This window comes from Neobacillus sp. PS2-9, assembly GCF_030915525.1.
Classification (GTDB): domain Bacteria; phylum Bacillota; class Bacilli; order Bacillales; family Cytobacillaceae; genus Neobacillus.
In genome coordinates this window covers 2,254,679-2,275,848 of sequence record NZ_CP133269.1, presented here as the reverse complement: position 1 = coordinate 2,275,848, position 21,170 = coordinate 2,254,679, and the positions used below count along the sequence as shown (strand labels likewise).

Below are 21,170 nucleotides of genomic sequence, written 5' to 3'. Positions count from 1 at the left end.
TTATAAAAATGATTTTATATAAACAAAACATCTCCCCTATTGTAGGGAGATGTATGAATACTTACAAAGCGCTCTCTGTTTTATTTTTAACACGGACTGCAGTAACCTTCTGTAGCCTTACAAACAATGATGTAATAATAATCGCAGTCAAAACAGGAAGCAACCAACCAAGTCCATCCTTGTATAGAGGTAACGCTCGCTCATAAAACGAAACAATCGGAGCCAGCCAAGCAAAATAGTCCATTTCTAGCAAACTGCATAAGGTTTTAAACCCATCAATTATACTTATACAAAATGTGACACCGATAACAGTAACATATACAATTTGCGAATGGTTAAATAGCTTAGATACAAAGGCTAGCAACATTAAGGCAATTGCAAGTGGATAGAGAAACATTAACACAGGAATGGAGAATGTAATAATGTTTGATAATCCAAAATTTGCTATAATTAAAGAAATCAAGGAAAAGAACACAACCCACATTTTATAACCGATTCTAGGCATTAAAGTATGAAAGTATTCACCACAAGCTGTCATAAGCCCGATACTGGTTGTGAGACAAGCAAGTATGATTATAATGGATAGCATGACTGTTCCGAACGAACCAAAATAATAAGATGCAGCCTTTCCAAGGACAGGTCCCCCTGTATCAAATAGGCCGAACGCTTCCGTACTTGTTGCCCCTAGGTAGGCAATCCCAACATAGATGATTCCAAGAAAAAATGTTGCGACAATCCCTGATTTAGCTGATGCTAAAAGGATACCATGGGATGAGGTTATACCCATGGAACGAATCGCGTTGATGACAATAATACCAAATACAAGCGAAGCGAGTGCATCCATTGTATTATAGCCTTCCATTAAACCTTTCATAAATGCGCCTGTTGAATAAGATGCTTGTGGAGCTTCAATCGTACCGACTGGTTTTACTATTATCATGAACAGTAGCACAAAAATAAGGATGATAATGCCAGGAGACAGTATTTTCCCCACATTATCGACTATTTTCGCAGGGTTTAGAGAAAACCAAAGTGTAACAACAAAAAATAATAGGGTAAATATAATCAGTCCAGCATGTCCATTATTTTCATTCACAAAAGGTGCAATTCCGATATCAAACGCAACAGCTCCCGTTCTAGGAGCTGCAAAAAATGGACCTATGGTTAGGTATAGAAGAGATGTAAAGACCACTCCAAAGACTGGATGAATACGGCTAGCAAGCTCTTGTAAATTCTTACTTCCCGAAACACCCATTGCCAAGATTCCCAGAAACGGCAAGCCTATTCCCGTTATTAAAAATCCTCCAACTGCCAGCCAAATGTTTGATCCTGCTTTTTGACCAAGCGATGCAGGAAAAATTAAATTTCCTGCGCCGAAAAACAAGGCAAACAACATCACACCAATGATGAAATACCTTGAAAAACTTAATTTATTTTGCATAAATAATGCTCCCACCTTAGAATTCCAATACTTATAATAGATTAGTAATTTCAAATATTATTCCTGAATAATATTACTATTCAAACACTCGAAATTCAACCTATTTTAACGATTTATTTGATAATTTCAAACTGACAAAAGTTTACTTTTTGTTTTGGGACTAACCTTAATTTACTCCCGATCTAATGGAGATTTTAAATTGTCATTATATAAATCAATAAAAAGAGAACTATTAGATGATATAACAGCGTATTGAATATCTTTCAGTTCCAGGTTTCGAGATTGCAACTCCTGATTGAGCCAAGCGCTTGAGTATTGTGAGTTAAAATTCTTCTCAACAACCCTTCCATCCATGATTAGCTCTATAGGAAGATGGATATCAACACTATTATTAGTTGGGACAATTTCATTTTTGGTTACATTTTGAAATTTTGTCTTTTTCAAAACAGATAACTTACCACTAACTTCTAATAACGCAAACTCCACTTCGATTAAATCAAAAATCCCTTGCTCTCTTAGCTGCTGGTTTAAATCATCAAGCGTATACCGTATTTTCTTCATATTACCATCTAAAAGCTTCCCATTCTCAATAACAACGGTAGGCTCCCCTGAAAGCCACAACCGAAAACGTCTGTTTTTATTAGATATGAGTGAACTAATTAAGTACATAGAAATAAGTGCAGTAAAAGAAGCCAACATTGGGGTGAATTTTAAATTCGTATCAAAACCCATATTAGCAATAAAAGAACCTAGCGTTACAGATAATGCAAAATTATAGTGATTGTTATGGGAATTTACTTGTTTTCCAATCCATATCGAAACTGTCAATAATATTAAAAATGAAAAACACGTTCGCAGAACGGCAATAATTAAAGTCTCCACTTGATTCATCCTTCAATTTTCATCTAAAAGCTCTCTTTGTAATATGAGCCAAATAAGAGATGAATATTAATCATTTCTATAAAATTATAGAAACTAAGGTAAGAATAAAAGGCGGAAGCGCCTCGTTCAGCCCCGACAGGCAAATGTTCTTCGGCGGGAAAAGTCCGCCTTTTGACTTTTCTTGCCGAAGGTTATTTGACCCGAGGGGCTAGGCGCTGGAGCTAGATTCAGACAATTAGTTCAGTTATCCACACTCGGACCTTTTTATAATTTACTAAACAACAAAAAAGACAACCCATTACAGGTTGTCTTTTCAATTGCCTGGCAACGTCCTACTCTCACAGGGACTTTCGTCCCAACTACCATCGGCGCTGAGAAGCTTAACTTCCGTGTTCGGTATGGGAACGGGTGTGACCTTCTCGCCATAGTTACCAGACTATTTTGTTAGAGAGATCGTTCTCTCAAAACTAGATAATGCAGAAGAAGTGTTTGTAAAAAACGAGTTCGCTTTAAAAATTGGTTAAGTCCTCGAACGATTAGTATCAGTCAGCTCCACATGTTACCACGCTTCCACCTCTGACCTATCAACCTGATCATCTTTCAGGGTTCTTACTAGCTTGACGCTATGGGAAATCTCATCTTGAGGGGGGCTTCATGCTTAGATGCTTTCAGCACTTATCCCGTCCGCACATAGCTACCCAGCGATGCCTTTGGCAAGACAACTGGTACACCAGCGGTGCGTCCATCCCGGTCCTCTCGTACTAAGGACAGCTCCTCTCAAATTTCCTGCGCCCACGACGGATAGGGACCGAACTGTCTCACGACGTTCTGAACCCAGCTCGCGTACCGCTTTAATGGGCGAACAGCCCAACCCTTGGGACCGACTACAGCCCCAGGATGCGATGAGCCGACATCGAGGTGCCAAACCTCCCCGTCGATGTGGACTCTTGGGGGAGATAAGCCTGTTATCCCCGGGGTAGCTTTTATCCGTTGAGCGATGGCCCTTCCATGCGGAACCACCGGATCACTAAGCCCGACTTTCGTCCCTGCTCGACTTGTAGGTCTCGCAGTCAAGCTCCCTTGTGCCTTTACACTCTACGAATGATTTCCAACCATTCTGAGGGAACCTTTGGGCGCCTCCGTTACTCTTTAGGAGGCGACCGCCCCAGTCAAACTGCCCACCTGACACTGTCTCCCACCCCGATAAGGGGTGCGGGTTAGAATTTCAATACAGCCAGGGTAGTATCCCACCGACGCCTCCACCGAAGCTAGCGCTCCGGCTTCTCAGGCTCCTACCTATCCTGTACAAGCTGTACCAAAATTCAATATCAGGCTACAGTAAAGCTCCACGGGGTCTTTCCGTCCTGTCGCGGGTAACCTGCATCTTCACAGGTACTATAATTTCACCGAGTCTCTCGTTGAGACAGTGCCCAGATCGTTACGCCTTTCGTGCGGGTCGGAACTTACCCGACAAGGAATTTCGCTACCTTAGGACCGTTATAGTTACGGCCGCCGTTTACTGGGGCTTCGATTCAGAGCTTCGCTTTTAAGGCTAACCCCTCCTCTTAACCTTCCAGCACCGGGCAGGCGTCAGCCCCTATACTTCGCCTTGCGGCTTCGCAGAGACCTGTGTTTTTGCTAAACAGTCGCCTGGGCCTATTCACTGCGGCTCTTCGAGGCTATTCACCTCAAAAAGCACCCCTTCTCCCGAAGTTACGGGGTCATTTTGCCGAGTTCCTTAACGAGAGTTCTCTCGCTCACCTTAGGATTCTCTCCTCGCCTACCTGTGTCGGTTTGCGGTACGGGCACCTTTTATCTCGCTAGAGGCTTTTCTTGGCAGTGTGGAATCAGGAACTTCGGTACTAAATTTCCCTCGCTATCACAGCTCAGCATTTACGGAAAGCGGATTTTCCTACTTTCCAGCCTAACTGCTTAGACGCGCATATCCAACAGCGCGCTTACCCTATCCTCCTGCGTCCCCCATCACTCAAACGATAAAGAGGTGGTACAGGAATATCAACCTGTTGTCCATCGCCTACGCCTTTCGGCCTCGGCTTAGGTCCCGACTAACCCTGAGCGGACGAGCCTTCCTCAGGAAACCTTAGGCATACGGTGGATGAGATTCTCACTCATCTTTCGCTACTCATACCGGCATTCTCACTTCTAAGTGCTCCACCAGTCCTTACGGTCTAGCTTCAACGCCCTTAGAACGCTCTCCTACCACTGACATCTAAGATGTCAATCCACAGCTTCGGTGTTACGTTTAGCCCCGGTACATTTTCGGCGCAGAGTCACTCGACCAGTGAGCTATTACGCACTCTTTAAATGGTGGCTGCTTCTAAGCCAACATCCTGGTTGTCTAAGCAACTCCACATCCTTTTCCACTTAACGTAAACTTTGGGACCTTAGCTGGTGGTCTGGGCTGTTTCCCTTTTGACTACGGATCTTATCACTCGCAGTCTGACTCCCACGGATAAGTCTTTGGCATTCGGAGTTTGTCTGAATTCGGTAACCCGATGAGGGCCCCTAGTCCAAACAGTGCTCTACCTCCAAGACTCTAACTACGTGAGGCTAGCCCTAAAGCTATTTCGGAGAGAACCAGCTATCTCCAAGTTCGATTGGAATTTCTCCGCTACCCACACCTCATCCCCGCACTTTTCAACGTGCGTGGGTTCGGGCCTCCATCCAGTGTTACCTGGACTTCACCCTGGACATGGGTAGATCACCTGGTTTCGGGTCTACGACCACATACTCAATCGCCCTATTCAGACTCGCTTTCGCTGCGGCTCCGTCTCTTCAACTTAACCTTGCATGGGATCGTAACTCGCCGGTTCATTCTACAAAAGGCACGCTATCACCCATTAACGGGCTCTAACTACTTGTAGGCACACGGTTTCAGGAACTATTTCACTCCCCTTCCGGGTGCTTTTCACCTTTCCCTCACGGTACTGGTTCACTATCGGTCACTAGGGAGTATTTAGCCTTGGGAGATGGTCCTCCCTGCTTCCGACCGGATTTCTCGTGTCCGGCCGTACTCAGGATCCACTCAGGAGGGAACGAAGTTTCGACTACAGGGTTTTTACCTTCTCTGACGGGCCTTTCCAGACCGCTTCATCTACCCCGTTCCTTTGTAACTCCATGTTGAGTGTCCTACAACCCCAAGAGGCAAGCCTCTTGGTTTGGGCTATGTCCCGTTTCGCTCGCCGCTACTCAGGGAATCGCGTTTGCTTTCTCTTCCTCCGGGTACTTAGATGTTTCAGTTCCCCGGGTATGCCTTCAATACCCTATGTATTCAGGTAAAGATACTGTTCCATTACGAACAGTGGGTTCCCCCATTCGGAAATCTCCGGATCAAAGCTTACTTACAGCTCCCCGAAGCATATCGGTGTTAGTCCCGTCCTTCATCGGCTCCTAGTGCCAAGGCATTCACCGTGCGCCCTTTCTAACTTAACCTAAAAGGTTTGTTTCTCTTAATTTAATAAGAGAGAAAACTAAAATGGCGATTACTCGATGTATTTACTTGACTTCTTCATTACGATTATCTAGTTTTCAAAGAACGATGTTTTGAGAGAAATTGCACTCTCAAAACTAAACAAACAAGAAACAATCAAACAAACATGTTTTGTCTGGCTCATATGTCCAGCTTATATCCTTAGAAAGGAGGTGATCCAGCCGCACCTTCCGATACGGCTACCTTGTTACGACTTCACCCCAATCATCTGTCCCACCTTAGGCGGCTGGCTCCTTACGGTTACCCCACCGACTTCGGGTGTTACAAACTCTCGTGGTGTGACGGGCGGTGTGTACAAGGCCCGGGAACGTATTCACCGCGGCATGCTGATCCGCGATTACTAGCGATTCCGGCTTCATGTAGGCGAGTTGCAGCCTACAATCCGAACTGAGAATGGTTTTATGGGATTGGCTAAACCTCGCGGTCTTGCAGCCCTTTGTACCATCCATTGTAGCACGTGTGTAGCCCAGGTCATAAGGGGCATGATGATTTGACGTCATCCCCACCTTCCTCCGGTTTGTCACCGGCAGTCACCTTAGAGTGCCCAACTGAATGCTGGCAACTAAGATCAAGGGTTGCGCTCGTTGCGGGACTTAACCCAACATCTCACGACACGAGCTGACGACAACCATGCACCACCTGTCACTCTGTCCCCCGAAGGGGAACGTCCTATCTCTAGGAGTGTCAGAGGATGTCAAGACCTGGTAAGGTTCTTCGCGTTGCTTCGAATTAAACCACATGCTCCACCGCTTGTGCGGGCCCCCGTCAATTCCTTTGAGTTTCAGCCTTGCGGCCGTACTCCCCAGGCGGAGTGCTTAATGCGTTAGCTGCAGCACTAAGGGGCGGAAACCCCCTAACACTTAGCACTCATCGTTTACGGCGTGGACTACCAGGGTATCTAATCCTGTTTGCTCCCCACGCTTTCGCGCCTCAGCGTCAGTTACAGACCAGAAAGCCGCCTTCGCCACTGGTGTTCCTCCACATCTCTACGCATTTCACCGCTACACGTGGAATTCCGCTTTCCTCTTCTGCACTCAAGTCCCCAGTTTCCAATGACCCTCCACGGTTGAGCCGTGGGCTTTCACATCAGACTTAAAGGACCGCCTGCGCGCGCTTTACGCCCAATAATTCCGGACAACGCTTGCCACCTACGTATTACCGCGGCTGCTGGCACGTAGTTAGCCGTGGCTTTCTGGTTAGGTACCGTCAAGGTACCGGCAGTTACTCCGGTACTTGTTCTTCCCTAACAACAGAGCTTTACGACCCGAAGGCCTTCATCGCTCACGCGGCGTTGCTCCATCAGACTTTCGTCCATTGTGGAAGATTCCCTACTGCTGCCTCCCGTAGGAGTCTGGGCCGTGTCTCAGTCCCAGTGTGGCCGATCACCCTCTCAGGTCGGCTACGCATCGTCGCCTTGGTGAGCCGTTACCTCACCAACTAGCTAATGCGCCGCGGGCCCATCTGTAAGTGTCAGCCGAAACCGACTTTCAGCTTTTCCTCATGAGAGGAAAAGGATTATCCGGTATTAGCTCCGGTTTCCCGAAGTTATCCCAGTCTTACAGGCAGGTTGCCCACGTGTTACTCACCCGTCCGCCGCTAACCACCGAAGTGGTTCGCTCGACTTGCATGTATTAGGCACGCCGCCAGCGTTCGTCCTGAGCCAGGATCAAACTCTCCAAGAAAGTTGATTAGCTCATTTTGTTACGTTGGCTTAGTTTCATAAGAAACTAATAATTTTTGTTTGTTGACGTTTTTGTTTGTTTAGTTTTCAAAGGACAATTCCCGCTTGTCTAAGAAGCGATAAATATAATTTTATTACATCCATTTCACCAAGTCAATACATAATTTTTCGCTGATTATGTTTGGCCGTTTCGTGAGGAACTTTCTTATAATATCATCCACCCCTTTTCTGTTCAATATATAATATTTTCCAATTCTAATAGGGATGAAGAATATAATTAATAGTAGGAAAAGGCCTCTTTCCTATTTCTAGGAAAGAGGCCTTCTATTATTTCTTATTAATCGTAAAATTAATTGTTTTAGTCGCTTTAGAACTTGCACCGCCATCATTTTTAAAGTTTGCTGTCTTACTATCTTCTGATGGTTCGATATGAATGCTTAACTTATTTTCACCAGCATTTAGTTTAATAGAATGGGAAAAAGTCATATCACTATTGATGGTAACAGGCTCTCCATTAATTGTTAGGACACCTTCCTTAATGGCATTTCCTTGTAAAGTAATACTATCAGTTGATACCGTCTGCCCATCTGTATGGGATGTAACCACCACTGGAAGGTCAATCCAGCGAATGATTCTATCTTGTACCACCATTTGGTTACCGCCTTGGTTAGTCACCACAACTGAAAGGTCAGTACCTTGTGCCCCATAGCCATAATAACTGACGTCATCATCAGTTGGGGTTGCTGCAGTATGGTCCGGTAACCCCTCTTGATCCCACGTACCATTTTTCACATATTTGTAAGTAAGAACTTCTCCTTCTTGTGCTTCCACCGTATATTCATAATCATTAGTAACCGCTCCAGCACGAGTCATCTGCCATGCGCCAGTATTCCAACCGTTTTTACTTCCTGGCATTGTAATGTAGATACCTTGTGGAGTATAGGCTGGTGCATTTACTTTAAACGTTACTTTTACTGTAACTAGTTCAGGTGTGATAGTAACAGCGTTGGATTTTACCATATTTCCTGCCTTATCATATATCTGAACTTCGTACGTATACGTTTTTCCGTTGGTCACATTAATATCTCTAAATGAGTTTTTTGATAGATCCAATAACTGATCAATCATTTCACCATCACGGACAATCGTTACCATATATGGGTCATTTGCACCCTCAACCTTCCAGGAAAGGTTGACCTGACCAGATTCCTGTTGAGGCTGTTCAAGTGTCAATTTTTCTGCAGGTGCTGTTGTATCGTCTCCTTTTGTAAAGCTAACTGACTTTGTTTCGCTTGTTACCCAACTACGAGCTAAATCATTCGAGAAAGCAAAACGATATTCATAAGTTCCTACATTAAATGGCAGGAAGTTGGTACTAAATACATTTGATGTTTCCTGCTGATTTACGTATCCAGCCTTAATTGAGGTCCACTTTTCACTTCCTGGCTGTTTAACTTCAAGCTTTGCTTGCAAGCCTTCCATTTGTTCTACCTCAGTTTCACCTTTTACAAAAATATTGGCAGTAACCGTTTCAGGCTTGGAGAGATCAATAATTCCTGGTTCTAAAGCTGTCACATGATCAATCTTATAATTATCAGAAGTTAGCGATACATGTGGAATAACAGCTTCCTTTGTCTCTACCTTTTCAGATTCATTTCCGTTTTTATCAAGTGCAACAACTGCAAAATAATATTTTCGGCCATTGTCTAAACCGTCAATTGATATTGTAGTATTAGTAGTTTCTTTTACTTTTTGATAAAAAGCTCCGGAGATTGTTGATTGGTAAATGGCATATTTTTTTGCATCGCCATTCCATTTAAGTGTCGCGGTATGACTTCCTTCTGCTACAGTTAAGCCTGTTACCAAAGCTGGACGTTTTAGGTTCTGCCCTTTATCGGATATAAGCATTCGTCCGCTCATAGCAGGAATTGTCACACTTAACTTTCCTTCTTTGGTTACAATTGTGTATTTTTTATCTAATTGATCTGTAAACTTAATACCATTAATCAATAAATCCTCAACATTCAATTCAACCGTTTTATCTTCTTTACCACGATTTGTTAGAACTATAGCAACATTCTTTTTATCTGAACGAGAAAAAGCAAGCACATCTCCCTTAGCATACAGATGATTTAAATCACCATAGCTAAATAAATCATGAAAGTCATTTCTTACTTTTCCAATTGTTTGATAATGTTTGATTAAATCTTTGTTTTCATTACCCCATGGATAGGTTCTGCGGTCATCAGGGTCTTTTGAACCTGTGACACCAGCTTCATCGCCATAGTAAATCGTTGGTGCACCTGCATAACCCATTTGTAGAATAGAAGCGAGCTTTAAACGCTGAATTCCTAGTTCAGGATTATAATTATTATCAAACTCCGCTCTCTCATACGAGTCTGTACCATTTCCCAGAACAAACGCTGCACGAGCTGTATCATGTGAGCCCATCAAATTCATAAGGGAATAAAATGCTTCCTTAGGATAGTCCTCAAAGACAGCATTGAGCTGATTTTCTGCTCCTTCCGCATTTCCTGACTTTAAATAATCAATCATCGCACCGCGGAAACGGTAATTCATAACCGAATCATATAAGTCACCAAGAAAATATTCTGAAGCATCATCCCAAATTTCACCGAGAATTAGTGGGTCGTCTTTTTTTCCTGTTTTCAGTTCTTTACGAAATTCACGCCAAAACTCAGGATCAACTTCATTTGCCACATCTAATCGCCAACCTGAAGAACCGTTTTTAATCCATGACTTTGCCACTGAATCTTCATCATACATAATATAATCCGCAAATGACTTGTTATTGAGTTCGGATGAATAGTCGACAGCTTCACCAGGCACTGATTTGATTTCTGGAAGGGAATCGTAACCCCACCAGCACTGATATTTATATACGCCATCAACTTTTTCATTTTGAATGTTAAACCAATTTTCGAAGCCGTATGGACTAAACGTTTGTCCTTCAGCGATAAATTTATCTTTTACTTGCTTTTTTGCCTCAGCTTCTGATATTCCTTTATTTACAAGATCATAGATAGCTGCCCAGTACTCATAAGCACCAACTGTTGGGTATTTACTGTAACGATCAAAATAAATGGAATCGTCCCCTACATGGTTAAACACTCCATCTAAAATCAAGTGCATTTTCCGTTTCTTTAATTCTTTCGTAAAGGCTTTAAATTCTTCAGGTGAACCAAACATTGGGTCAACATTCTTGTAGTCCGCAGCATCATATTTATGGTTCGATGCAGCTTCTGCAATTGGATTTAAATAAAGTGTGTTTACGCCTAATGACTGGATATAATCCAATTTCTTTTGAATTCCAGCAATATCTCCACCGAAGAAATCATTAGAGAAAATGGCATCTCCTTTATACCCTTCTGTCCCTTCTAGACGAGGATTATCAGGCAAGTCATTCCACTGTTTATGCTCAATCGGTTCATCACCGCGGGCATTTTTCTTTGCTTCATCATTCTTTTTGTTCCCATTGTTAAAGCGGTCTGGAAAAATCTGATATACAACCGCTTCCTTCATCCAATCTGGTGTTTTAAAAGAAGGGTCATATACGGTGAGTTGGAATAAAGATGCATTTGAATCAGAAGCCGTACCTTTTCCACCTTCCTGAACGTCTTCGCCGTATTCTTTTTGTCCTTCACCGTCTCGAGCAATAAACTTATATCCATAAACCCCTTTAACATCTGGTTTAACGTCTGCTTCCCAAAACTCAACCTCTTTACCCTTTTGATCCATCCAACCGGCATATTCCATATCTACCATTACCGTATTACCAGTATTGTAGTTTTTTAGCTGGACTTTAGCACCAGTTAAGTCACCCTTCTTTGCTTGAAGACGGAGCTTGACTGTTTCTCCCGCTTTTACTGCACCAAATGGTGATCGGAAAGCCGAATCCCATGTGTTGTGAAAAAGCTTGTCCCCTTGGACACTGCCATCAGGTAAACCAGGATCATAATCAGTGTAAACTTCGTTTGTATCATGGTTGTAAAAGAACGTAACCGTTGCATCTTTTAGGACATTTAACACAAAGTTATTCTCTGGATAGGCAGGCGCACTCCAGTTGTTCCCTAGTACAACCTTAAATTCATGCTTCCCCTTTGGAACTTGAGCTGTATAGGTGTATACATTGTCATGGTCCTCATCTTGTAAAATGGCAGTTGACTCATTAGGTGACCACTCTCCACCTGCATTTAGCTCAGGCTGTATATCGCCTACTATTCTAGGTTTTTCACTATCCGGCAATTCGATTGGTAGGGTTACACGATGGGTACTATCATCATAAATAAAAGTAACCTGTGTTTCCTTATCTAATGTAAACTTATAGTTATCCCCCCCAGGAGTACCATCCACTCCATAGTTTTCATCCCATGAACCATTAATGGCTACTTTATATTCATAGCTTCCTGCAGGAAGTGTTCCGGTTAGTTTATACTTCCCATTCTCCTGTTGCTTCATTTGTGTTGCAGGATCAGCTGGGTTCCATTCACCTGAACCACCCAATTCATCTTGTAGGTTACCGACTAGCGTTACTACTTTTCCTTCCGCCTTTGTTGGTGACGGATGAAATAACGCCGTTCCTGCAATCGTTTGCACAATTAACATTATAAGTGCTAAGTAACTGAATAACTTCCGTGATTTACCTTTCATTCTTTTTCCTCCCCTAGCTATATGTTTATTAGAGCAAACGTTTGCACAAACAAGTTTAGAAAACGCTTACTTAAAGCTATTATCTCATCTCCTACATTTCCATAAGAATAGGCCTTTCCTACTTTTTATATCCACTTTAAACATGTCTTTCATCCTATCTTTCTGATAATTCTATAATTTATATAATAAAAGGGTCAGACCATAATTGGTTTCTGACCCTTATGTTATCTATGCTGCCTCTTTTGAGTCGATATCCATTCGTCTCTCTAATTTCCTTAGCAAGTAAGAAAATATCAAAACAAGGACTAAATAATAGATACCAACCACCATGTAAGTATCTAGTTGGCGATAATTCGAGGCTGCTTCACTTAAACCCGAACCCCATAAATCCGACATTCCCACATAGGCAACTAGGGAGGAATCCTTTAATCCAATAATAAATTGATTTCCCAATGGAGGAATGGAAAATTTAAAAGCCTGTGGTAAAATAATTCTTCTCATCGCAAGTGGATAGGTCATTCCAAGTGAACGAGCTGCTTCCATTTGCCCCTTGTCTATGGATTGGATTGAACCTCGAAAAATCTCTGCAATGTATGCTCCATTATGGATGGCTAAAGCGATAGCACCTGCCCAGAACTGCGAGAAGGTAACAACAGATGCAATTCCAAAATACAGAATGGCAATTTGGACAATTAACGGTGTTCCTCTAATAAGACCAATATAAATAGTTGCTAATTTATTAAGCCATTTATTTGAAGAAATTCTTAAGAAAGCAACAATGAGCCCAATAAGACACCCAATGATTAGTGATGTAATGGTTAACCTTAAGGTTAGTAGTGCCGCAGAAATAAATACATCATAGGTGTCCAGGAAGATTTGAACGATGATTAACACCCTCTCTTTATTTAATCAGTAGGGTTTCTGACACCCATACTTGACACCCTTAGGAACTCCTATTCTCCTAAAATACTGCGACCAAACCATTTGTTACTAATTTTTTCATAGGTTCCGTCCTTAATTATTTCAGCAAGGGCTTTGTTTAATTTATCAAGCAGTTCTTTATCCTCTTTTCGGACCGCTATTGCCTGGTCATCGTGTGAAAGTGGCTCACCTACATCCTTAATCTTGATTGCACCGTCTTTGATGATTGGTAGCCCCACCATTTGATCAGTAATAACCGCATCCAGTCTTCCAGTTGGAAGATCCATTAGCGCTGTGATATCACTGTCATATTCAACAATGTTACCTTGATCTGTATTTTGTAATGCCAGTTCTTTATACGTACTTGCCTTAACAACTCCAATTTTTTTCCCTTTTAAGTCAGCAACTGATTTAATGGTCTGATTGTCTGCTGCAACAAAGATCTGTGCACCTGAACGATAGTAGGTATCTGTAAAGTTTACTGATTTTTTACGTTCTTCCGTCACAGTCATACTGGCAAGAATGGCATCAAATTTCTTTGCCTGTAATCCTTGAATAAGTGTTTCCCAAGGGTTTGTAACCGCTACTGCCTTCATTCCCATTTTTTCTGCAAGGGCTTCTCCAACCTCCACATCAAACCCTACTAATTTACCATTCTCCTTAAAATTAAATGGCTTATACAATCCGCTCATTGCATAACGAAATTCTTTTTTCTCGTTGCCACTGCTTTTCTCTGAACTACCACAAGCCGTCAACATAACAGACACAAAAAACAGAGAAACAATCAATCCAATCATCCAACTTTTTTTCAACAAAATCCCTCCATCTTTTAAAGTATACTATTTAAAAATTGCTTGGCTTTCGCATGCTGGGGATTGACGAAAAATTCGTTCGGCGGTGCTTCTTCGAGAATTTCCCCCTCCCCCATAAAGACAACACGATCTGCTACTTCTCGTGCAAATCCCATTTCATGTGTAACCACAACCATCGTCATTCCCTCTTTTGCCAGCCGCTTCATTACCTGAAGAACTTCTCCCACAAGTTCCGGATCAAGTGCAGATGTCGGCTCATCAAACAGCATGATTCGCGGTTCCATGGCAAGTGCACGCGCAATAGCTACGCGTTGCTTTTGACCACCTGAAAGATTTTTTGGATAGGCTGAAGCTTTGTCATATAATCCTACTTTTTCAAGTAATACTAACGCTTTTTGTTTTGCTTGAGTCTTGTCCATCCCTTTTACATGCACAGGGGCTTCCATCACATTCTCTAACACAGTCATGTGTGGAAAAAGATTAAAATGTTGAAATACCATTCCGACATCTTCACGAATTTTGTTCAGGTTGTTGCTAGTTGGTTGAATTATTTCTCCATTTAATGTGATTTCTCCCTGATCATATATTTCAAGGAAATTAATGCAGCGAAGTAAAGTGCTTTTACCAGAACCACTCGCACCAATAATGACAACAACCTCTTTTTCAGAAACGGACAAATTAATATCAGTTAGAACAGTTTGTGAACCAAAAGACTTTACCAGATTTCTTACCTTAATCATGTCACCCTCCTTTTTAACAAAAAAGTAGACTATACCTATATATAGTAATCCTATTAAACACTAGAGGATTATATTCGTTTCAAGAGAGCAACTGTTTTAAAAATAGGCTATGTTAAAGAACATTGTTGATTTTCAAACCTGTTGATTGGAGCGGAAGGCACGAAGACTCCTGTGGGAGTATGGTTCAGGGGAGACCCCGCAGGCGCTAGCGCCGAGGAGGCTCGCCGAAACACCCACGGAAAGCGAAGTGCCTGGAGCGGAAATCAACAGACTAGTTTAACAGAGCCTAAAAATAAAAAAACCTACCATGTACCCCTATTACTAACAGGTGGCCTGGCAGGTTTAAGTTTTTATTTCGACTCTTTAAAAAACCTTTCAATTGTGTTTTGTCCGCTTTCCTTTTCTGAATAGACAAATGAAATCTGGTCACCTTCTTTTATTGATGTTAGTTGTTTGATTGCTTCATCAGATAATTGAAAGGCGGTTTTATTTCCATCAACGTTTACTTCTATTGTATGTGGATCCATTTGACCTACATACTGACCCGAACCATTCGTATATAAAGAATTCTTTACTATAAACTCTGCCTCAGTCTTTCCCTTTTCCTCTTTTGAATTCAGAAAAACTTCCAATTTATATTGACCATTTGGAAGATCAGATATAGTAAATTTTTGTTTCACTTCTTTATTATTATCTAATGAAATTTCTAGGGTAGCTTGTGTTGCAGAAACTTCATCTGAGTATTGTTTAACTTTTTTTCCATTCTGATCGTATACAATAAAGTCAGCCTTTAAACCATTAGTAAAGGTTAGTGTCTGTTTTTTGCCAGATATATTTTTAACTGCATATTTGACTGTCATGTCATGTGTATCCTCTTTTATTTCAAGTGAAGGAATAAATTTTGCTGTCACTTTTTCTTTCTTTTGATTTTCCGTTTTGGTTCTATCATTGGTACCATTCGTTTTTGTACTTGTGCCACAACCTGTTAAAAGTCCAAATAGTAAAGCGGTGCTTATGACAAAATATATTTTTTTGTTTGCCATTTTCATATCCCCTTATTTAACATGTTTTTTGTTATCAGCACTATAGTCGCTAAAAACAGGAATAAAGTTACACTTCAAGTGAGAATTGTATTTTTCACCAAAATAACATATTAAAAGGTAAAAAGTCCCATCATTAGCTGATGAGACCTTTTTTACCTTTCATAATTTATTGCTTTTTAGGAGAGAATTCTCTTTTCACCTTCAATAGCTTTTATCGGATCAATATTCTGTGTAAATTCTAGTGTACCAATATAGTTTCCTTTCTCATCCCGAACAGCAAAATAACGAATATATACATATTTATCTCGGAACTTAATCCAAAAATCCTCACTGTCTTTTTTCCCAGCTTTAAAATCTGCCAATAATTCTTCTACTACATGAACGCTCCGTGGCGGATGGCAATTCTGAACCGTACGTCCAATAACTGCTTTTGTACGGGCGAAAATTCTTTCTTTTCCGTGGGAAAAATAACGAACTACATCCTCATGATCAATAAAAGTAATATCAACCGGTAGGTGGTTTAATAGCAGTTCTAATTGCTTTAAAGATAAAAATCCAGTTTCCATCTTTATATATCCTTCGGTTATAGCATTCTCAGCTAAAGCTTTTCTCTCTGGCTTCCATTCTTCCTCAGGGCCTGATAAACAGAATCCAATCTCATCACTTTCATGAGCAATTTTTATCCACTCATCCTCAGATAAATTTTTCAAAGCCATTGGAAAAAGGATGTTTTCTTCTTTGTATATCATTCCAGATACTTCCTGAATGACAAAATCCAGGACCCCAAGGACCTCCTGCCTTTCACCTTGATAGCTGGCTAATTTTTGTTTTGCTTCTTTTATAGCATCGCGAATAAAGTCATCAATTCTCCACATATTGGTAGTTGGCCCAAAGATTCCGTACTTTTCTAAATAAGGAAATAGTAAGTTCTCTTTACGACTGTAGTGTTTATCAATGTCAAGTAAGAGATTAATATCCTGCAGAAGATGGAAAATATTTTCGGAAGAGTCGTCTTTCGCAAACTCATCCACATGGACCTGTACCTGTTGTTGAAGCAGCTTTTCAATTTCTCTATTTTCCAGTTTAAACGTATGAACCGGATGCCCTGGTGCACCCTCTGGCTTTTCCAAATTTTTTTCCCTTTCTATTGATCCTTGAAAAATGACACTATGTTCCTGATAGATACGCTGTAACTCATCTTTCGGAATACTTCCGTCCTCTGAAAACTCATGCTGGAGCTGTGTGATTTCATCCACTGTAATTTTCCCAATCAATGCATCAAAATGAGCTTTTACTTCATCTAAATTTCTTCCGTTATGAAGATCTTGGAAGATGCCTTTTAATATGGTAAGACGGTCTGTATTTTTAGTCATTAGTTGTTCACGATTATTAATAATTTCACTCATTTTAGGACTCTCCTTCACTGTTGCTAAATACTTTTGATAAAGTTATCTCATTACTAACTTACCATTAAGAAAATTAGCTGATAGTGATTAACATCATTAATATAGTTATAAATGTGAAAACTTTAAGAACATGTTATGTGATTATCCTAATAAAAAGACACTGCCCACATGTATGGCAGTGTCCTCTTATAAATTATTTTTAGTTTCTATTTAATTTTTCTAATATAGGATAAAGGTCTTCCAAATGTTTAATTTCAAATGTGGGAATGACTTCATTTCGTTGTTTATCATGACGGTTAATCCACACAGTTTTTATTCCAGCTCTGTTTGCGCCAAGTACATCGGTCATAAGGTTATCACCAACCATTATAACTTCGTCCTTTTTCAAAGACATACGTGATAAGGCATGCTCGAATATCGAAGGATCTGGCTTTCCTCGACCAAAATCACCAGAAATAACAATATGATCAAAATATGGAACCAATTCAGGTGTAATGGATAGTTTCGTATTTTGAAGATCAGGAGATCCATTTGTTAATAGAAGAAGTTGATAGTTTCCTTTTAAGCCATCTAGAATCTTAAACGTTTCATCATAGACAAATGGATAGTTTCGCCGCTCCTGGGGAAACCGCTCTGCTAACTCCATTCCAAATTCAGGGTCATCAATACCCATTGCTGATAATCCTGATGTCCAAGCATCTTTTCGATAGGTGGGTACAATTTCTTTCATTTTCTTAAACTCTTCCGTATCATCTAAAAAATCCCCCCATAATCCTTCAAAAGGATTAATCCCAATCATTTGTGTAAACGCAAACGTTTCATAGGAAGAATATAAGTTTCTAGCTGCATCACGAACAGCTTCCTCAAGTTGATCTGCAGAAAGGCCGTACCTCACCTCTGCTAATCTACATGTTGCTGCAAAGGCTTCTTTTACACTTTTTTGGTCCCACAGTAGCGTATCATCTAAATCAAAAAAAATGGCTTTTATCATTTTTGTCCTCACTTCGATTAATGATTTTTTATTAGTTTATCATTAAATCCCTCGTACATGAAGACTTAAGTTTCTGACAATTAACGTATAAAGAGGTATGAAACTCCTTCTATCCTCATATCTTTTTAAGATGGGAAAGGAGGATACAATATGGTCAGCATTGAAGTTAATAAGAAAATCGAGAGTATCACACATCCGAAAGTACGTAATATTGTAAGAGTTTGCGTGGAACAGGGGTGTACGTTCAGACCACATCCAAGCAATCCTAACTTAGTTCATTTGTTTGATCCTGAACGTGGGAAAAAAATTATTGGTGACATTAACCTATTAAGTCCAAGAGGGTACTTTACACTGGAAGTAGAGAATGGACGTTTTAAATCCTTTAGAAATGAAATATTGGATTTAGATATCAATCATGCAAACTTTGTAGATAAAGTACTCGAACGGTTGAGGCAATAGTTGAAAAAAACAGTAAAAAGGCAATGATTCCAGTACTTGAAATCATTGCCTTTTACTATGTAAATATTATCTTAACTCCGAGTTTCTTCTATAATATAAAGTTTTTCAAATTCTTTGGTGGAGACTGGTTTGCTGAAAAAATACCCTTGTGCTTCGGTGCATTTTTGTTCAAGCAGAAAATAGACATGTTCTTTTGTTTCCACGCCCTCTGCGATAACCTGTAGTTTTAGGTTATGAGCCATCGCAATGATCGTCTTCACAATGGTCTCATCATTCGGGTCAGTTGTACTATCACGTATGAAGGATTGGTCTACTTTTAGTTTATCAATGGGAAACTTTTTTAGATAGTTAAGCGAGCTGTATCCTGTGCCAAAGTCATCCATACTTACTTTCACACCAATTTTCTTCAAATCTACCAGCGTTGTTATCGCTCGTTCAACGTCCATTGTCATACTTTCTGTTATTTCAAGCTCTAAATACCTTGCTTCAAGACCTGTTTCAAAAAGTATCTTTTCGACGATTTCAGCTAAGTTTGATTGAAAAAATTGTTTAGCCGATATGTTTACCGCTATCGTGATAGGTGGTAAGCCTTTATCCTGCCATTTCTTGTTTTGGTAGCAAGCTGTCCGTAGTGCCCATTCACCTAATTGAATGATGAGACCAGTTTCCTCAGCCACTGGGATAAACTCAGCTGGTGAAATTAGCCCCTTCTCAGGATGCACCCAACGAATCAATGCTTCCGCACCTATTATCTGATTCGTTAGTAGATTGATTTGTGGCTGATAGTATAAGATGAACTCATTCCGTTCCAATGCTTTCCTTAATTTGATTTCTAAATCTAACTCGTGTTGTGATTGATCTATTAAATCATTGGTGTAAAATTGATAGTTATTTTTCCCTAAGCTCTTTGCAAAGTACATCGCTAAGTCTGCATGTTTAATGAGCATATCATATGTTAACCCATGCTCAGGAAACATACTGATACCTATACTAGGAGTAACAAAGACTTCATGATAATTTAATTGCAACGGGTTAGATAAGCTAGTTAAAATACCTTTTGCCACTTCCCGTGCTCGGTCGACAGTAGACTGTGGAAGAAGAATGGTAAATTCATCTCCTCCATACCTGGATATAATATCTTTTTCATCTAAGCAATTTCTTAATCTAGAGGATACCTCAACGAGTAATTTATCCCCTATTTCATGGCCCATTGTATCATTGACAATTTTAAAACGATCTAAATCAAGAAATAATAAGGAAAAAACGTTAGGATATTCACTTGATTCTCTTATTAATTCATCTACCTTTTCCTTTAACAGATAGCGATTGGGAAGGTCAGTTAACTGATCATGGTATGCCATATGTTTTATCATTAGTTCGGTATTTTTTCGATCAGTAATATCAATTATGGTTCCAATTATTGCATCTTTTCCTTCATATTCAATTTTTGATCCGAATACTTCTAAAGAAACAATTCTTTTATCCTTACAAACTATTCTAAATTGATCAGTCATACTTATCATTTCATTGGTAAACAACTTTTGAACATTTTTATGAACGGTTGGTAAATCCTCTGGTAAAATTAAGTTCGTTAGATTAAATCCAATGACTTCTTCGTACGTATAGCCTGTCATCTCACATAATCGTGGATTTACATAAACAATCTTGCCGTCTTGTAAAATATAAACCCCCACCTGCGAATTTTCTACAAGACTCCTATATTTTGCCTCTGCTTCTACTAGATTAAGCTGTGCGCTATTATGCTCAGTTATGTCTTTGATAATAGAATAGACACCGGTAATTTTTTTATTTAAATAGATGGGAATATTAGTTACGTTTATCTTCCTTTGCTTTCCATTCTTATCATAAACGGAACATTCATAATTGGAAGATTCACCATTAATCGTTGTATTAAATTGTAATAATGCTTTCTCCAAGTCATTTGGAACAATAAGGGGGATAAATGGTTTATTAATCAAATCATCTAGAGAATACCCAAATATGGAAGATACCGCTTTATTGGCACTTATAAACATTCCATTTAGGTCAAAGGTAATCACTACGTCTGGGTTTTGTTCAAACAAAGATCTATAGTACTGCTCATTTAATAGAAGTTGTTTTTTCTGCTTAGTGAACCTTTTAGAGGTAATAATGCAAAAAACAACTACAATACATAATAAAAAAATAAGAAACAAATCTAAAATGCCAAAGGATATCTCCTCTATCATTGACAAAAAACCCCCAGTAACCCGATAAAAGTACCATAATTTTACAATAGTATATTAATAAACTTTTATAAATGTAACAATGGATAAAATAGTAAGAATAGTTCGGTATACTAAAGTATAATGAAATTATGCTTCTATAACAATAAATTTTTATTAATATTTGCATAATTTGCGAGTAGTTCAAAATACCTGCTTTTATTCAAGCTTTGTTAAACTTGCCTGTTGATTTCCGCTCCAGGCACGAGCGGTTCGTGGGTGTTTCGGCGAGCCTCCTCGGCGCTTGCGCCTGCGGGGTCTCCCCTGAACCATACTCCCACAGGAGTCTTCGTGCCTTCCGCTCCAATCAACAGGGTGAAATATCAACACTGTTCTTTAACACAACCA

The 21,170-nt window shown here is 40.2% G+C and carries 11 protein-coding genes and 3 rRNA genes; 1 reads left to right on the top strand and 13 read right to left on the bottom strand.

The annotated features are described in order from the left end of the window. Nucleotides 1-61: 61 nt before the first annotated feature. From brnQ to RCG25_RS11385, 12 genes are all read right to left on the bottom strand, one after another. Nucleotides 62-1,441, bottom strand: a complete 1,380-nt coding sequence (brnQ, locus tag RCG25_RS11440; RefSeq protein ID WP_308083773.1) for a branched-chain amino acid transport system II carrier protein — start codon at nt 1,439-1,441, stop codon at nt 62-64. A 171-nt stretch (nt 1,442-1,612) separates the two neighbouring features. After that, nucleotides 1,613-2,332, bottom strand: a complete 720-nt coding sequence (locus RCG25_RS11435; RefSeq protein ID WP_308083772.1) for a DUF421 domain-containing protein — start codon at nt 2,330-2,332, stop codon at nt 1,613-1,615. Nucleotides 2,333-2,642: 310 nt separating this feature from the next. After that, nucleotides 2,643-2,759, bottom strand: a 5S ribosomal RNA gene (gene rrf, locus RCG25_RS11430). 80 nt (nt 2,760-2,839) lie between these two features. Continuing rightward, a 23S ribosomal RNA gene (locus tag RCG25_RS11425) occupies nt 2,840-5,776 on the bottom strand. A 203-nt stretch (nt 5,777-5,979) separates the two neighbouring features. Continuing rightward, nucleotides 5,980-7,516 (bottom strand): 16S ribosomal RNA (locus tag RCG25_RS11420). Together the 16S, 23S and 5S rRNA genes form the textbook arrangement of a ribosomal RNA operon. Nucleotides 7,517-7,842: 326 nt before the next feature. Continuing rightward, nucleotides 7,843-12,186: an alpha-amylase family glycosyl hydrolase gene (locus RCG25_RS11415; RefSeq protein WP_308083771.1), complete on the bottom strand. Its 4,344-nt coding sequence runs from the start codon at nt 12,184-12,186 to the stop codon at nt 7,843-7,845. Nucleotides 12,187-12,414: 228 nt separating this feature from the next. After that, nucleotides 12,415-13,071, bottom strand: coding sequence for an amino acid ABC transporter permease (locus RCG25_RS11410; protein WP_308084157.1), 657 nt, complete (start codon nt 13,069-13,071; stop codon nt 12,415-12,417). A 68-nt stretch (nt 13,072-13,139) separates the two neighbouring features. Beyond that, the gene (locus tag RCG25_RS11405) at nt 13,140-13,904 is read right to left on the bottom strand and encodes an ABC transporter substrate-binding protein (RefSeq protein WP_374121075.1); all 765 of its coding nucleotides are present in this window, start codon (nt 13,902-13,904) and stop codon (nt 13,140-13,142) included. Between the two features lie 32 nt (nt 13,905-13,936). After that, the gene (locus RCG25_RS11400) at nt 13,937-14,659 is read right to left on the bottom strand and encodes an amino acid ABC transporter ATP-binding protein (protein ID WP_308083770.1); all 723 of its coding nucleotides are present in this window, start codon (nt 14,657-14,659) and stop codon (nt 13,937-13,939) included. A gap of 350 nt (nt 14,660-15,009) precedes the next feature. Further along, on the bottom strand, nt 15,010-15,702 hold the full coding sequence (locus RCG25_RS11395; protein ID WP_308083769.1) for a BsuPI-related putative proteinase inhibitor: 693 nt from the start codon (nt 15,700-15,702) through the stop codon (nt 15,010-15,012). Between the two features lie 176 nt (nt 15,703-15,878). Further along, nucleotides 15,879-17,108 (bottom strand): DUF438 domain-containing protein, encoded by a 1,230-nt coding sequence (locus tag RCG25_RS11390; protein ID WP_308083768.1) that lies wholly within the window; start codon nt 17,106-17,108, stop codon nt 15,879-15,881. Between the two features lie 199 nt (nt 17,109-17,307). Then, complete coding sequence (locus tag RCG25_RS11385; protein ID WP_308083767.1) at nt 17,308-18,099, bottom strand: HAD family hydrolase; 792 nt, start codon at nt 18,097-18,099, stop codon at nt 17,308-17,310. Between the two features lie 150 nt (nt 18,100-18,249). Here RCG25_RS11385 and RCG25_RS11380 point away from each other — a divergent pair, with 150 nt between their 5' ends. After that, entirely contained in the window at nt 18,250-18,558 is a 309-nt protein-coding gene (locus tag RCG25_RS11380; protein WP_308083766.1) for a hypothetical protein, read from the top strand. Nucleotides 18,559-18,629: 71 nt separating this feature from the next. On the opposite strand, the gene RCG25_RS11375 is transcribed toward RCG25_RS11380, so the two are convergent. Next, a complete protein-coding gene (locus tag RCG25_RS11375; RefSeq protein WP_308083765.1) occupies nt 18,630-20,786 on the bottom strand; it encodes a sensor domain-containing protein in 2,157 nt (718 codons plus the stop codon). Nucleotides 20,787-21,170: the final 384 nt, after the last annotated feature.